Annotated in this window: 15 protein-coding genes and 4 tRNA genes; 9 read left to right on the forward strand and 10 right to left on the reverse strand. The window is 60.5% G+C overall.

All coding sequences use genetic code 11. The annotated features are described in order from the left end of the window. Nucleotide 1: 1 nt before the first annotated feature. Genes OC605_RS03815 through yacG form a run of 4 tightly spaced genes read left to right on the forward strand, consistent with a single transcriptional unit; the run spans nucleotide 2 to nucleotide 2,910 of the window. Nucleotides 2-1,219, forward strand: coding sequence for a type II secretion system F family protein (locus tag OC605_RS03815; protein WP_122693098.1), 1,218 nt, complete (start codon nucleotides 2-4; stop codon nucleotides 1,217-1,219). 1 nt (nucleotide 1,220) lies between these two features. Further along, a complete protein-coding gene (locus OC605_RS03820; protein ID WP_262136339.1) occupies nucleotides 1,221-2,093 on the forward strand; it encodes a prepilin peptidase in 873 nt (290 codons plus the stop codon). Further along, nucleotides 2,090-2,713 (forward strand): dephospho-CoA kinase, encoded by a 624-nt coding sequence (gene coaE / locus OC605_RS03825; protein ID WP_076564149.1) that lies wholly within the window; start codon nucleotides 2,090-2,092, stop codon nucleotides 2,711-2,713. Before OC605_RS03820 ends, coaE begins: the two co-directional genes overlap by 4 nt. Continuing rightward, complete coding sequence (gene yacG, locus OC605_RS03830; RefSeq protein ID WP_016773149.1) at nucleotides 2,710-2,910, forward strand: DNA gyrase inhibitor YacG; 201 nt, start codon at nucleotides 2,710-2,712, stop codon at nucleotides 2,908-2,910. The genes coaE and yacG overlap by 4 nt, the downstream gene beginning before the upstream one ends. Nucleotides 2,911-2,917: 7 nt before the next feature. Here yacG and OC605_RS03835 read toward each other — a convergent pair whose 3' ends face one another. Further along, nucleotides 2,918-3,133, reverse strand: coding sequence for a hypothetical protein (locus OC605_RS03835; protein ID WP_016773148.1), 216 nt, complete (start codon nucleotides 3,131-3,133; stop codon nucleotides 2,918-2,920). Between the two features lie 65 nt (nucleotides 3,134-3,198). Beyond that, the gene (locus OC605_RS03840) at nucleotides 3,199-3,888 is read right to left on the reverse strand and encodes an energy-coupling factor ABC transporter permease (protein WP_016773147.1); all 690 of its coding nucleotides are present in this window, start codon (nucleotides 3,886-3,888) and stop codon (nucleotides 3,199-3,201) included. Between the two features lie 117 nt (nucleotides 3,889-4,005). Between OC605_RS03840 and OC605_RS03845 the strand changes: the two genes are divergently transcribed. The 4 genes from OC605_RS03845 to OC605_RS03860 all read left to right on the forward strand — a co-directional run bounded on the left by OC605_RS03845 (nucleotide 4,006) and on the right by OC605_RS03860 (nucleotide 6,743). Beyond that, nucleotides 4,006-4,632 carry a DUF1780 domain-containing protein gene (locus OC605_RS03845; RefSeq protein WP_007909887.1) on the forward strand — a complete coding sequence of 209 codons (627 nt, stop codon included), beginning with the start codon at nucleotides 4,006-4,008 and terminating at the stop codon, nucleotides 4,630-4,632. After that, complete coding sequence (locus tag OC605_RS03850) at nucleotides 4,629-5,156, forward strand: MOSC domain-containing protein (RefSeq protein ID WP_024014346.1); 528 nt, start codon at nucleotides 4,629-4,631, stop codon at nucleotides 5,154-5,156. The genes OC605_RS03845 and OC605_RS03850 overlap by 4 nt, the downstream gene beginning before the upstream one ends. A gap of 51 nt (nucleotides 5,157-5,207) precedes the next feature. Then, nucleotides 5,208-5,381: a DUF3094 domain-containing protein gene (locus OC605_RS03855; protein WP_007909875.1), complete on the forward strand. Its 174-nt coding sequence runs from the start codon at nucleotides 5,208-5,210 to the stop codon at nucleotides 5,379-5,381. Nucleotides 5,382-5,444: 63 nt separating this feature from the next. After that, nucleotides 5,445-6,743 carry an NAD(P)/FAD-dependent oxidoreductase gene (locus OC605_RS03860; RefSeq protein WP_262136340.1) on the forward strand — a complete coding sequence of 433 codons (1,299 nt, stop codon included), beginning with the start codon at nucleotides 5,445-5,447 and terminating at the stop codon, nucleotides 6,741-6,743. A 156-nt stretch (nucleotides 6,744-6,899) separates the two neighbouring features. On the opposite strand, the gene OC605_RS03865 is transcribed toward OC605_RS03860, so the two are convergent. From OC605_RS03865 to rluD, 8 genes are all read right to left on the reverse strand, one after another. Continuing rightward, complete coding sequence (locus OC605_RS03865) at nucleotides 6,900-8,525, reverse strand: methyl-accepting chemotaxis protein (RefSeq protein WP_262136341.1); 1,626 nt, start codon at nucleotides 8,523-8,525, stop codon at nucleotides 6,900-6,902. A 161-nt stretch (nucleotides 8,526-8,686) separates the two neighbouring features. Then, nucleotides 8,687-8,763: transfer RNA gene (locus OC605_RS03870), tRNA-Pro, on the reverse strand. Nucleotides 8,764-8,860: 97 nt separating this feature from the next. Then, nucleotides 8,861-8,936 (reverse strand) — tRNA-Lys (locus tag OC605_RS03875). Nucleotides 8,937-8,941: 5 nt separating this feature from the next. After that, nucleotides 8,942-9,018: transfer RNA gene (locus OC605_RS03880), tRNA-Pro, on the reverse strand. 9 nt (nucleotides 9,019-9,027) lie between these two features. Continuing rightward, a tRNA-Asn gene (locus tag OC605_RS03885) sits at nucleotides 9,028-9,103 on the reverse strand. Nucleotides 9,104-9,400: 297 nt separating this feature from the next. Then, entirely contained in the window at nucleotides 9,401-11,965 is a 2,565-nt protein-coding gene (gene clpB / locus OC605_RS03890; protein ID WP_262136342.1) for an ATP-dependent chaperone ClpB, read from the reverse strand. Between the two features lie 131 nt (nucleotides 11,966-12,096). Then, nucleotides 12,097-12,819 (reverse strand): peptidoglycan editing factor PgeF, encoded by a 723-nt coding sequence (gene pgeF / locus OC605_RS03895; RefSeq protein ID WP_262136343.1) that lies wholly within the window; start codon nucleotides 12,817-12,819, stop codon nucleotides 12,097-12,099. Continuing rightward, nucleotides 12,816-13,778, reverse strand: coding sequence for a 23S rRNA pseudouridine(1911/1915/1917) synthase RluD (gene rluD / locus OC605_RS03900; protein WP_016773140.1), 963 nt, complete (start codon nucleotides 13,776-13,778; stop codon nucleotides 12,816-12,818). The genes pgeF and rluD overlap by 4 nt, the downstream gene beginning before the upstream one ends. Before the next feature lie 151 nt (nucleotides 13,779-13,929). Between rluD and OC605_RS03905 the strand changes: the two genes are divergently transcribed. Further along, the gene (locus OC605_RS03905) at nucleotides 13,930-14,946 is read left to right on the forward strand and encodes an outer membrane protein assembly factor BamD (RefSeq protein ID WP_016773139.1); all 1,017 of its coding nucleotides are present in this window, start codon (nucleotides 13,930-13,932) and stop codon (nucleotides 14,944-14,946) included. The last annotated feature ends 55 nt before the right edge of the window (nucleotides 14,947-15,001 follow it).

Here is a 15,001-nt window from a genome sequence, read left to right on the forward strand (position 1 = left end):
CATGGCGGTCAAGGCAGCAAAAGTCAGCATTTACGCCTGGGAAGGCACCGACCGCAAAGGCAGCAAAGTCAGCGGCGAACTAAGCGGACAGAACCCCGCACTGATCAAGGCGCAGCTGCGCAAACAGGGGATCAACCCGGGCAAGGTGCGCAAGAAGTCCGCCTCCCTGCTGACCTTGGGCAAACGCATCAAACCGCAGGACATCGCCCTGTTCACCCGGCAGATGGCAACGATGATGAAGGCCGGTGTACCGCTGTTGCAGTCCTTCGACATCATCGGCGAAGGCTTCGAAAACCCGGCCATGCGCAAGCTGGTCGATGAGGTCAAACAGGAAGTTGCCGCCGGTAACAGCTTCGCCACGGCCCTGCGCAAGAAGCCGCAATACTTCGACGAGTTGTACTGCAACCTGGTCGACGCCGGCGAACAGTCCGGTGCCCTCGACACGTTGCTCGAACGAGTGGCGACCTATAAGGAAAAAAGCGAAGCGCTCAAGGCCAAGATCAAGAAAGCCATGACCTACCCCACCGCCGTGGTGCTGGTGGCGGCGGTGGTGACCGGCATTCTGCTGGTCAAAGTGGTGCCGCAGTTCCAGTCGGTATTCTCCGGGTTCGGCGCAGAACTGCCGGGCTTCACCCTGATGATCATCAGCCTGTCGGAATTCATGCAGCAGTGGTGGTGGGCGATTCTGTTTGCACTGGTGGCAGCGTTTTTCGGCACTCGTCACGCGCTGAAGACCTCGCAGGCCCTGCGCGACCGGCGCGATGCCTGGCTGCTGAAGCTGCCGCTGGTAGGCACTTTGATGTACAAGTCCGCCGTCGCCCGCTTTGCCCGCACCCTGTCGACCACTTTCGCCGCCGGTGTGCCGCTGGTCGAAGCACTGGATTCGGTGGCGGGCGCCACCGGCAATGTGGTGTTCAAGCGCGCGGTGCTGCGCGTGAGGCAAGACGTCTCGACCGGCATGCAGCTGAACTTCTCCATGCGCAGCACCGGTGTGTTTCCCAATATGGCGGTGCAGATGACCGCCATCGGCGAGGAATCGGGCGCGCTGGATGACATGCTCGACAAGGTCGCCGGTTTTTATGAAGCGGAAGTCGATAACATGGTCGACAACCTCACCAGCCTGATGGAGCCGTTCATCATGGTGGTGCTGGGGGTCATCGTCGGTGGACTGGTGGTGGCCATGTACCTGCCGATCTTCCAACTCGGCTCAGCGATCTGACATGCCTATCGATGAACTGTTTGCCGTGTATCCGCTGGCCTTTGTGGTCAGCGCGCTGCTGCTCGGGCTGGTGGTCGGCAGCTTCCTCAATGTTGTGGTCTGGCGCTTGCCGAAAATGCTCGAGCGCGACTGGCGCCAGCAAGCCCATGATGTGCTCGGCCTGCCCAGCGAAACGCCCGTGCCGACCTACAACCTGATGCTGCCGCACTCCGCGTGCCCGCATTGCGGACACCGGATCCGCCCGTGGGAAAACATTCCGCTGCTCAGTTATCTGCTGCTGCGCGGGCGCTGCTCGGCCTGTTCGGCGCCGATCAGTAGACGTTACCCGCTGACCGAACTGGCCTGCGGCCTGCTCTCGGCATTCATCGCCTGGCATCTGGGCTTCGGCTGGCCGGCGAGCTTGCTGATTTTGCTGACGTGGGGCTTGCTGGCGATGAGTCTGATCGACTGCGAACATCAGCTGCTGCCCGACGTGCTGGTGCTGCCGCTGCTGCGGCTGGGGCTGATCGTCAACAGCTTCGGCGTGTTCGTGGCGTTGCCAGATGCATTGTGGGGCGCAGTCGCGGGGTATCTGGCGCTGTGGTCGGTGTTCTGGCTGTTCAAACTGCTCACCGGCAAGGACGGCATCGGTCACGGCGATTTCAAGCTGTTGGCCTTGCTTGGCGCTTGGGGTGGCTGGCAGATTCTGCCGCTGACGATTCTGTTGTCATCCTTGGTGGGAGCGATTTTGGGCGTCGTCATGCTGCGCCTGCGCGCCCAGGAAACCTCGACGCCGATCCCCTTCGGGCCCTTTCTGGCAATTGCCGGCTGGATTGCCTTGCTCTGGGGTGGTCAAATAACTGACTTCTATTGGCAGTCTGTCGGTTTGAAATGAATACCCCTGTGGAAAAACCCTGGATCCTCGGCCTGACCGGCGGCATCGGCAGCGGCAAAAGCGCGGCGGCGCAGCACTTCATCGACCTCGGCGTGCACGTGGTGGATGCCGATCATGCGGCGCGCTGGGTAGTCGAACCGGGGCGTCCGGCGCTGGCGAAAATCGCCGAGCATTTCGGTTCCGGCGTGTTGCAGGCCGACGGCACACTGGACCGTGCCGCACTGCGCAAACTGATTTTTGAAGACCCCGAACAGCGACGTTGGCTCGAAGCGCTGCTGCATCCGTTGATCGGCGAGGAAATCGCTCATCATCTGGCGCAGGCAAAATCGCCTTACGCGATTCTGGTGTCACCGTTGCTGATCGAGTCCGGGCAATACGCGATGACCCAGCGCATTCTGGTCATCGATGCGCCGCAACAGCTGCAGATCGAACGCACCTTGCAACGTGACCAGACCAGCGAAGCGCAGGTGCAGGCGATCCTCAAGGCGCAATCGAGCCGTGAAGACCGCGTGAGCCGTGCCGACGACGTGATCGTCAATGACCGCGACCTCGCCTGGCTGCACAGCGAGGTCGAGCGTCTGCATCACTTTTATCTGACTTTATCCGGAGGCCAAGCATGAGCCAGATTCCAACCGTTGAATGCCCAACCTGCGGCGCCCCCGTCGAATTCACCCCGGCGAACAAATTCCGTCCGTTCTGCTCCGATCGCTGCAAACTGATCGACCTCGGCGCCTGGGCCTCGGAAGAGCACAAGATTCCGGTCGCCCCGGATGCCGAAGACGAGCTGTTTTCCGGCGATTTCGATCCGCGTCACTGATCGCTGATCAGGGCCGCATAAAGCCGTAGTCCTGACTGTCGTCGAGGTTCTCCGCAAGAAAGCGCAACTCGTCGGCCAGGTCTTCGGCATTGCGCACTGCCTTGCTCTGCTGCACCACGGCGCTGAGCAGGGCGCGCAAACTCAGGCCCGGGTCAAAGCCCACTTCCTGCGCCAGCTCCAGACTCTGCCGGGTTTCCTGCCGCGCCCATTCGTAAACGCCCATGCCACTGCTCCTGAAGGAATTTGCGCGAGCATGAAATCTCTGCGGCATGGCCGGTTTGATGTGGATCAAGACTTCGGATCGTCGTCCTTCCACGGCGCTGAAAGGTAACGGGTGCGGTTGAAGGTCTCCAGCCATTCCGGGCAGAACACCACCAACGCACTGACAACCATGCCGTTGATAAAGGCCTCGGGAAACAGCAGCAACCACAGGTAGCCGACGAAATCTTCCAGCCATTCCGGCATGGCGAAGAGGCCGTCGTACCACAGCAACGTCAGGCTCAGAATCAGGCACAACAGGCCTGACAACGCAGCGGCGAAGAAACCGGAACAGAAGATGTAAACGAACGGATTTCGTGGCTGCGCACGCTCCACGAGGATTGCCACGCATTCGGTGATCAGCACTGGCAGCAGAATCAGCAACGCGCCATTGACGCCCACCGCAGCCAGGTCCTGACGCCCCAGCAGCACCAGCCCCATCTGCGCAACCAGCCCGCCGACGATCGCCAGCGGCCAATCAAGCAGCAGCGTCACCGCCGTCATGCCGATGAAGTGATAAGACACGCCGGTGTCGAAATCCCTGCGCACCAGCCACAGCAGAAACAGCGCGAACACCGTGCCGAACAGCAAGTGCTGCCGGCGACTGTCGCTGAACAGCTCGACCCATGGCGCACGCATGATCGCCCAGAGCAGCACCGGCAGATAAATCAGCCAGCCGAGCGTCAGGCTTGCCGAGGACAGCAGTTCGGCACCGATCATGATTCCCTCACCTTCTCCATGGACTTACCGCTTTGTCGCAGTCTACACCGCCGATGTATGTGCACCAGCCGATGCAAAGCTATCTGCTTGTCGCATTTGGACGCTAAGCTTGGGCTTATGGATGATTCAGATTATTTACGCCTGCTGACCATCGCGGCCGAGCAGGCCAATGCGTTCCTGTCCAATGCCCGCAAATGGGAGCGTGAGCGTTGGGTCTGCCAGCGCCTGCTGCAAGGTCTGAACATCCCCTACCGCGCCGACGAATTCGCCCCGGCCGGTGAGCCGCCGGACGTATTGTTCCGCGATGCCAATTTCGAAGTTTTTTTCGTCCTCGATGAAGGCCGCCGTCTGAATGACGAGTGGCGCGACGAATTGCAGCGTCGGCGCAGCGCATTTTCCCTGAGCCAACTGGTGCGCCGCGAAGCCAAACCCAAGCGCATCCCGGCCAACGAATTTCTCCTGCGTCTGGCGCCGACCCTGCGCAAGAAGGCGCACAACTACAAGGAACGCGGCATGGATCTGGGTGAGCTGGACATCATCGCCTTCGCCAGTCTCAAGCGCGAAGTGCTGGACCTCAACAGTCATTTCCCGCCACCGACCGAATACCTGCGTCAGGGCTGGCGCTCGCTGTCGCTGGTCGGCCCGACGTTCGCCAGGGTGCTGTTTGCCCACCCCGACGCACCGGACTTTCTGCGCAGCAACCTCGGCCGCAGCATTGTGTTCGACGTGGGCATCAGCCTGTGACGCCGCTGCAGCAGTTGATCGCCGAGGTTCCGCAAACCGGTCGTGTGCGCTGGATCGGCGTGCGTCCAGAATCCCGCGGGCCGATGCTTGAGCTCGACGCGGTCGAGGCGCGGCTGGAAGCCGGGCTCACCGGCGACCACGCCCGCCCGGGCATTCGCAATGCGCGACAGGTGACGCTGATCCAGTGGGAGCACCTGGCGGTAATCAACGCATTGATGGGCCGTCCCGCTGATCAGCCAGTCCGGCCTGAAGATCTGCGGCGCAATCTCGTTATAAGCGGAATCAATTTGTTTAGCCTGAAGGGGCGGCGCTTTCGCATCGGGCAGGCGATACTCGAAACCACTGGCTGGTGTCAGCCCTGTGCACGCTTGCAGAACAATCTCGGCCCGGGCACTTTTCAAGCCGTGCGCGGGCATGGCGGGATCACCGCCCGGGTGTTACAAAGCGGCATCATTCGCCTCGACGATAGCGTGTGCGTCGAACCGGTTCCGGACAGCGGCTACGCTGCGTTCAACCCGGGCTGAAAACCGCTGTAGCCTGTGCTCATTCAGTAACGTCTACCTGACGAGGCAAATATGACCAGCCGCCTGAACCCCGAAGACCAAAAGCATGTCGAAGAGTACCTGCAATTGTCCCAACACCGTGTCGAGCGCCGGCCTTTCCGGCCGTGGATGCTCCTGGTGCTGGTGCTGGCAGTGACCATTGGTCTGGGCCTGTTGAGCCGATTTATCAGTTACCTGACGTTATGAGCTGCCTTGCGCTCCCTCGGGTAACCGCACCGATTTCCTTTAAAAACCTTGCGAGTTATCCCTATGTCCCATCGTATTGTCATTGTCGGCGGCGGCGCCGGCGGTCTGGAGTTGGCTACCCGCCTGGGTAAGACTCTGGGCAAGCGCGGCACGGCCAGCGTCATGCTGGTCGACGCGAACCTGACCCACATCTGGAAACCGCTGCTGCACGAAGTGGCCGCCGGTTCCCTGAACTCCTCCGAAGACGAACTCAACTATGTCGCCCAGGCGAAATGGAACCACTTCGAGTTCCAGCTTGGGCGCATGAGCGGGCTTGATCGTGCGCAGAAGAAAATCCAGTTGGCCGCGACCTATGACGAAAACGGCGTCGAGCTGGTACCGGCGCGTGAAGTGGCTTATGACTCGCTGGTGATCAGCGTCGGCAGCACCACCAACGATTTCGGCACCCAGGGCGCGGCGCAGCATTGCCTGTTCCTCGATACGCGCAAACAGGCCGAGCGCTTCCACCAGCAATTGCTCAATCACTATCTGCGCGCCCACGCCGGGCAGACCGATGTGGTCGAGCAAATCAGCGTGGCCATCGTCGGCGCTGGCGCCACTGGCGTCGAACTGGCGGCAGAGCTGCACAACGCCGCCCATGAATTGGCCGCGTATGGTCTGGACCGGATCAAACCGGAAAACATGCACATCACGCTGATCGAAGCCGGCCCACGGGTGCTGCCTGCCCTGCCGGAGCGCATCAGCGGGCCGGTGCACAAGACCCTGGAAAAGCTCGGGGTCAATGTGATGACCAACGCAGCAGTCAGCGAAGTGACTGCCGACAGCCGGACCACCGCCGATGGCAACGAGATCAAGGCCAGCCTGAAAGTCTGGGCTGCCGGCATTCGCGCACCGGGTTTCCTCAAGGACATCGACGGTCTGGAAACCAACCGCATCAATCAGCTGCAAGTGCTGCCGACTCTGCAAACCACGCGCGACGAAAACATCTTTGCCTTCGGTGACTGCGCGGCCTGCCCGCAACCGGGTACCGATCGCAACGTGCCGCCACGGGCACAAGCGGCGCATCAACAGGCGTCGCTGCTGGCCAAGTCGCTGAAATTGCGCATCGAAGGCAAGACCCTGCCGGAGTACAAATACACCGACTACGGCTCGCTGATCTCGCTGTCGCGTTTTTCTGCTGTGGGTAACTTGATGGGTAACCTGACCGGCAGCGTCATGCTCGAAGGCTGGCTGGCGCGGATGTTCTATGTGTCGCTGTACCGTATGCACCAGATGGCGCTGTACGGGCCGTTCCGCACGGCGATGCTGATGCTGGGCAGCAAGATTGGTCGTGGCACCGAGCCGCGTCTGAAACTGCACTAAAACGCCAACCTGTGGGAGCGAGCCTGCTCGCGAAAGCGGTGGGTCTGTCAACACTGTCGTTGAATGATCCGGCCCCTTCGCGAGCAGGCTCGCTCCCACATTGTTTCGTGCTGTTCTCAAATCAGTGGGCGAAGGCCTGCAATGAATCGCTGTTCATCACAGCTGGAAGCGCCGCACCATGCCCTGTAGCGCATTGGCCAGTTGCGACAGTTCGTGGCTCGATGCGCTGGTCTGATCAGCCCCCGCAGCCGAACGCACCGACAGGTCGCGAATATTCACCAGATTGCGATCCACTTCCCGCGCCACCTGCGCCTGCTCCTCGGCAGCGCTGGCGATCACCAGGTTGCGCTCGTGAATCTCGTGCACCGACGCCGTGATCGTCACCAGCGCCTCACCTGCCCGCTCGGCCAGAACCAAGGTGCTCGCCGCACGGGAAGCGCTGGCCTGCATTGACTCCAGCGCCAGGCTCGAGCCGCTGCGCATGCCTTGCACCATCTGCTCGATTTCCTGCGTCGATTGCTGCGTGCGATAAGCCAGTGCGCGCACTTCGTCGGCCACCACCGCAAAACCTCGACCGCTTTCACCGGCGCGTGCGGCCTCGATGGCAGCGTTGAGCGCCAGCAGATTGGTCTGCTCAGCGATGGCGCGAATCACGTCCAGAACCTTACCGATGTCTTGCGATTGATTGGCCAGCGACTGCACCAGTTCGCCGGTGTTCTGTACATCACTGGCCAGGGCGTTGATCGCACTGGCGGTTTCGCTGACGCGCTCCTGGCCCAATTGCGCTGATTGACTGGACTGGCGCGTGGCATCGGACGTCGACACCGCGTTGCGCGCGACCTCCTCCACCGCAGCGGTCATCTCGTTGACCGCAGTGGCAGCTTGTTCGATTTCGTTGTTCTGCTCTTGCAGGCCTTGGGTGCTGTCGACGGTGACGGCGCTCAGTTCATCCGCGGCGGTGGCCAGTTGCGTAGCTGAGCCGCTGATACCTTGCAGGGTCTCGCGCAGGTTCTGTTGCATCGTCGCCAAGGCCTTGAGCAAACGGCTGACTTCGTCATTGCCATGGGTTTCGATCGGTCGGGTTAGATCGCCCTTGGCGACACTTTCAGCGGCATCCACGGCGCTGCTCAGCGGGCGCACGATACTGCGCGTGAGCAACATCGCCAGCGCCACCGTGGCCAGCGCTGCCAAGGCAATGAAAAGAGTAACGATGGTGCGCGAGGTTTCATAATGCGCGGCGGACTTCTCGCTTTCGGCAGCGACCTGGCGGGCGAACAGATCGGCGAGATCGTTGAGTTGCTTGCCGGAGCCGTCGACCACGGTCTTCATGTCAACCAGCAGCAATTTGGTCAGCTCGTCACGCTTGCCTTGCTCGGCAAGGGTGAACGACTGGGCAATGCCAGTGCGATAGGCGGCGAAGGTTTTCTTGAACTGGTCATACAGCTGCTGGCCTTCGGCAGTGTCGACCAGTTTGTCGTAGGCGGCGATCTTCTCGCTCAGTTCCTTGTCGCGGGTGTCCATCTGGCCGCGATAGGTGGCGATATTGGCCGAATCCTGATCGAGCGCCATGCGCAGAGAGATGGTGCGGATGCGCAGCATCAGTTCGCGGATCTCGTCGCCGCCACGGATGCTCGGCAACCAACGGTTCTCCACCGCCACCTCACTGTCGCGGATGCTCGACATCTGCCCCAGCGCAAACACGCCGAGCAAGGCCACCAACACCGCGATCAGGGCAAATCCCAAGGCAGCCCGGGGAGCAATATTCAACTGACGAAGCAACATGACGAACGCCCTTATTCTTGTAATGGCCAGATCAAGGGGCGAAGCGTTGGCAGTCCCCTCGTGTTAGCGGGCTATCGGCAGGTTGTATGACGACTTGAAGGGATTCAGCTTTCGGCAGGCAAAAAAAATCCCCGTATCTTTCGATACGAGGATTTTCAATATGGTCGGGGTAAGGGGATTCGAACTCCTGACATCCTGCTCCCAAAGCAGGCGCGCTACCGGACTGCGCTATACCCCGGTAAAAAAAAGGCGACCTTTCAAAGATCGCCTTCTTCGATCAGCGCTTTTGGCTTCTGATCTTAAGATTCGATCCCAGCGCAAACTGGTTTCAAAAATGGTGGGTCGTGTGGGATTCGAACCTACGACCAATTGGTTAAAAGCCAACTGCTCTACCAACTGAGCTAACGACCCAAATATGGTCGGGGTAAGGGGATTCGAACTCCTGACATCCTGCTCCCAAAGCAGGCGCGCTACCGGACTGCGCTATACCCCGGTTTGAAATTGGCTCCGTGACCAGGACTCGAACCTGGGACCCAATGATTAACAGTCATTTGCTCTACCGACTGAGCTATCACGGAACTACATATTTCAATTTACAACGATGAAGCTTTGTTGCATCTCGCCACCCGTTCGCATCGCTGCGTTCGTGTGTCTGAGGCGCGCTATTCTACAACCTAGAACACCTCTGTCAACCCCCTAAATTGCTTTCAAGTTAATGATTTGCAACTTATTTCAGATTCCAACCTGGTGGGTTGAAACGCTGCCGGTGACTGACTGCGGGGCGCACTTTACAAGCCTTTTCCTTTGAGTTCAACAGCCTGGCGAAAAAAAGGCCTCGCAATGCGAGGCCTTCCCGGTTTCATTGCCGCTGAGGCTTAGCCGAAAACGATTTCGTCGTTCTCGACCTTGCCGGTGGCGGTGTCGCCAGGCATGAAATGACCCGACAGGATCAACTGCGCCAGCGGGTTTTCGATCCAGCGCTGGATCGCCCGTTTCAAAGGACGTGCGCCATACACCGGGTCGTAACCGACGGCGATCAGCTTGTCCATTGCTTCCGGGCTCAGCTCCAGCTTCAGCTCGCGCTCGGCCAGACGGCTGCGCAGGCGACCCAACTGGATCTCGGTAATCCCGGCGATCTGATCCCGCGCCAACGGCTCGAAGATCACCACCTCGTCGACCCGGTTGATGAACTCCGGACGGAAGTGCGACGTCAGCGCGTCCATCACAGCAGCACGCTGCGCCTCACGATCACCGACCAGTTCCTGGATCTGCATCGACCCGAGGTTGGACGTCATCACGATCACCGTGTTGCGGAAGTCCACCGTACGCCCGTGACTGTCGGTCAGCCGGCCATCCTCAAGCACTTGCAGAAGGATGTTGAACACATCCGGGTGCGCCTTCTCGACTTCGTCCATGAGGATCACCGAGTACGGCTTGCGACGCACCGCTTCGGTCAGATAACCGCCCTCTTCATAGCCGACGTAGCCCGGTGGCGCACCAATCAGACGAGCCACGGAGTGTTTCTCCATGAACTCGGACATGTCGATCCGCACCATCGCCTCTTCGGTATCGAAAAGGAATTCGGCCAAGGCCTTGCACAGCTCGGTTTTACCGACACCGGTAGGGCCGAGGAACATGAACGAGCCGCTCGGACGATTCGGGTCGGACAGCCCGGCGCGGGAACGCCGCACGGCGTTGGCCACAGCCACGACCGCTTCTTCCTGACCGATCACCCGTTTGTGCAACAGGCTCTCCATCTTCATCAGCTTGTCGCGCTCGCCTTCGAGCATTTTCGACACCGGGATGCCGGTCCACTTCGACACGACTTCGGCAATCTCTTCTTCAGTCACCTTGCTGCGCAGCAACTGGTTTTCGCTCTTGCCGTGCTGGTCGACCATTTGCAGGCTGCGTTCCAGGTCGGGGATCACCCCGTACTGCAACTCGGCCATGCGATTCAGGTCGCCTTTGCGGCGTGCGGCTTCCAGTTCCTGGCGCGACTGTTCGATCTTCTGCTGGATCTGAGCAGAACCCTGCACCTCGGCTTTTTCCGAGTTCCAGATTTCTTCCAGATCCGAATACTCACGTTCGTGACGCTCGATTTCTTCCTGGAGTTTTTCCAGGCGTTTCTTCGCTGCGTCGTCGCTTTCTTTCTTCAGCGCCTGGGATTCCACTTTCAACTGAATCAGGCGCCGCTCCAGACGATCGAGTACTTCCGGTTTGGAGTCGATCTCCATACGGATACGGCTGGCGGCCTCATCGATCAAGTCGATGGCCTTGTCCGGCAACTGCCGATCCGTGATGTAGCGATGGCTGAGTTTCGCCGCGGCAATGATCGCGCCGTCGGTGATCGCCACCTTGTGGTGGACCTCGTAACGCTCCTTGAGGCCACGCAGAATGGCGATGGTGTCTTCTTCGCTCGGCTCGTCCACCAGGACTTTCTGGAAACGCCGCTCGAGCGCCGCGTCCTTCTCTATATATTGGCGATACTCGTTGAGCGTGGTCGCGCCGACGCAGTGCAACTCGCCGCGAGCCAGCGCAGGCTTGAGCATGTTGCCAGCGTCCATCGAGCCTTCGCCTTTACCAGCGCCGACCATGGTGTGCAGTTCGTCGATGAACAGAATGATCTGCCCTTCCTGCTTCGACAGCTCGTTGAGCAAGCCTTTCAGGCGCTCTTCGAACTCGCCGCGATACTTGGCGCCGGCGATCAGCGCGCCCATGTCCAGCGACAGCAGGCGCTTGCCTTTAAGGCCATCCGGCACTTCGCCGTTGATGATGCGCTGCGCCAGCCCTTCGGCGATCGCGGTTTTACCCACGCCAGGTTCACCGATCAGCACCGGGTTGTTCTTGGTGCGGCGTTGCAGAACCTGAATGGTGCGGCGGATCTCGTCGTCACGGCCGATCACCGGATCAAGCTTGCCGTCTTCGGCGCGCTTGGTCAGGTCGACGGTGTACTTGTCCAAGGCCTGACGCGATTCTTCCTGGTTGGCGTCATTTACCGCTTCGCCACCACGCAGGTTGTTGATCGCGTTTTCCAGGGCTTTTTTGCTCACGCCTTGGCCGAGCAGCAACTTGCCGAGCTTGCTGTTCTCGTCCATCGCGGCGAGCAGCACCAGTTCGCTGGAGATGAACTGGTCGCCCTTCTGCTGAGCCAGACGGTCGGCCTGATTGAGCAGGCGCGCCAGATCCTGCGACATGTTGACGTCGCCGGTCGGGTTCTGGATTTTCGGTAATTGGTCGAGCTCTTTGGTCAGCTCTTTACGCAAGCTGTTGACGTCGAAGCCTACCTGCATCAGCAGCGGCTTGATCGAACCGCCCTGCTGTTCAAGCATGGCCTGCATCAAGTGCGCCGGCTCGATGGCCGGATGATCGTGGCCAACCGCCAACGACTGGGCGTCGGACAGGGCCAACTGTAATTTACTGGTTAAACGGTCAATACGCATGGGTCACCTTCCTTTTGAGCAGGCCGGACCTAAGAAACCATCCTGAATAAAGAAACCTGCCAGATACCGCTATAGATGCGGTCGATTCTGCAAGATTCAAGCGTCGGAGAGTTGATACAGGTCAGGCAAGTCTAGCGGGTGATCCAAACGAGAGAGGCGAAGCGCCCAGTGCGCGACGCACGGCGATAGGAGAAGAAGCGCGGATCGGTCACGGTGCAGAAACCGCCACCATAAACAGCGGTAACACCGCGTTCAGCCAGACGCAGGCGCGCCAGGTGATAGATGTCGGCCATGAACTTGCCGGGATTGTGGCTCGGCACGAAGGCTGTCGCCGCTTCCGGCAACTGTTTGACGAAGACTTCGCGTACTTCCGCACCGACTTCAAAGGCTTGCGGGCCAATCGCCGGACCGAGCCAGACCAGCACGTCTTCAGGTGCAACATTGAGGCTATCGAGGGTCGCTTCAAGCACCCCCGCCGCCAGACCACGCCAACCGGCATGAGCGGCCGCGACACGCGTGCCGGCACGATCGCAGAACAATGCCGGCAAACAGTCTGCCGTCATCGCCGCACAGGCAATACCCGGCGTTGCCGTCCAACTGGCATCTGCAGTCGCAACGATGCCCGGATCAGCGTGCGCAACGGTGATCCCGTGCACTTGCTGCAACCAGGCAGGCTGTATGGAGAAGTGTTCGGTCAAGCGGCGACGATTTTCGGCCACCGCTTGCGGGCGATCATCGACGTGATCGCCCAGATTCAGGCTGTCGAACGGCGCCTCGCTGACACCACCCTCGCGGGTGGTGACACAGGCCCTGACGCTGGCCGGCGCAGGCCAGTCCGGCGTCAGCCAGTTCATCCGACGAAGGCCTCGCGATCCTGCTTGAGCAGGGTCAGCAGCCAGACGAAATCTTCCGGCAGTGGCGATTCCCAGCTCATGCGCTCGCCGCTCGTCGGGTGATCGAGTTCAAGGAAGCGCGCGTGCAGCGCCTGACGCGGGAAGTGCTTGAGCGATTCCACCATGGTCGGGTTGGCCGCAGGCGGAATGCGGAAACGCCCGCCGTAGGCCGGATCGCCGACCAACGGGAAGTTGATGTGCGCCATGTGCACGCGGATCTGGTGGGTCCGACCGGTTTCCAGTTTCACCCGCACGTGGGTGTGCGAACGGAAACGCTCGAGCACGCGGTAATGGCTGACGGCAGGCTTGCCGCCTTCCATCACTGCCATGCGCTGGCGTTGCTGGCCGTGACGACCGATCGGCGCATTGATCTTGCCGCCGGCGGTGACGACGCCGATCACGATGCACTCGTAGATACGGCTGACGCTGCGGCTCTGCAATTGTGCGACCAGCTTGGTCTGCGCCTGAATGGTCTTGGCCACCACCATCAGACCGGTGGTGTCCTTGTCCAGACGATGCACGATACCGGCGCGCGGGACATTGATGATGTCCGGCACATGGTGCAACAAAGCGTTGAGCAGGGTGCCATCGGCGTGACCGGCGGCCGGGTGCACCACCAGGCCCGCAGGCTTGTTGATCACCAGGATGTCGTCGTCTTCATAGACGATGTCGAGCTCGATGTCCTGGGCGATCCACTCGCCCTGGGCTTCCTGCTCGGCAGTCAGCTCAAGGACGGCACCGCCATGCACAATGTCGCGCGGGCGGATCACCGCCCCGTCCACAGTCAGGCGACCTTCTTTGATCCAGGCGGAAAGGCGCGAGCGTGAGTGCTCAGCGAAGAGTTGGGCGGCGACTTGATCGAGGCGTTGGCCGCCCAATTCGGACGGCACCTCTGCGCGAAGTTCAATTTTATCGGACATGCTCGGACTGGGCGTCGGCACAGCCTTTGGTTTCGGCTGCGCGCTTGTGGTTAAATACGGCGTCTTTTGCCCCGAGGCTTTTCAACGGGGCGCTCATCATAACAGGACGGCCCCGCCCAAGACAGCGGCCGTCATAGGGACGCAAGCCGCCATGCAAGTGAAACACCTGCTGCTGATCGCCATCCTCGCATTGACCGCTGCTTGCTCATCGAAGGAAGTCGTAGACGAAAACCTCAGCGAAGCCGAGCTGTATCAGCAGGCTCAGACTGACCTGGACAACAACAGCTACACCAGCGCCACAGCCAAGCTGAAGGCTCTGGAGTCGCGTTATCCGTTCGGTCGCTACGCCGATCAGGCTCAGCTGGAGTTGATCTACGCCAACTACAAGAACGCCGAGCCGGAAGCTGCAAAGTCTGCCGCCGAGCGTTTCATTCGTTTGCATCCGCAGCATCCGAACGTGGATTACGCGTACTACCTCAAGGGTCTGACTTCGTTCGACCAGGACGTCGGCCTGCTGGCGCGCTTCCTGCCGCTGGACATGACCAAGCGTGACCCGGGCGCCGCCCGTGACTCGTACAACGAGTTCGCGCAGCTGACCAGCCGCTACCCGAACAGCCGCTACGCGCCGGACGCCAAGCAGCGCATGATCTACCTGCGCAATCTGCTGGCGGCCTACGAGATTCACGTCGCTGACTACTACCTGACCCGTCAGGCTTATGTAGCCGCTGCCAACCGTGGCAAGTATGTCGTGGAAAACTTCCAGGAAACCCCATCGGTCGGCGACGGCCTGGCGGTGATGACCGAAGCCTACCAGCGTCTGCACCTCGACGATCTGGCCGCCACCAGCCTGGAAACCCTGAAGCTCAACTACCCGGATCACCCAAGCCTGCAAGATGGCCAGTTCGTGCCACGCGTAGCCGAGGCCGACAACCGTTCGTTCCTGAGCAAGGCGACTTTGGGCCTGATCGAATCGCGTCCACCGCTGCCGCCGGGCGAAACCCGCGCCAACCAGGACGTGCAGAAGCAGTTCCAGGACGCGAAAGATGCGATTCCGAACGAGCTCAAGCCTAAAGACGAAAACGGCGACGTGATCGAAGAGCCAGAGCCGGAATCCAGCGACACCGATCGCTCGTGGTTCAGCTACATGACCTTCGGCGTATTCGACTGATCACACCGGCGGTACGAAAAAGGGAGATCCGCGGATCTCCCTTTTTTATTGCCGC

The organism is Pseudomonas sp. Marseille-Q5117, assembly GCF_946901175.1.
GTDB lineage: Bacteria > Pseudomonadota > Gammaproteobacteria > Pseudomonadales > Pseudomonadaceae > Aquipseudomonas > Aquipseudomonas iranensis.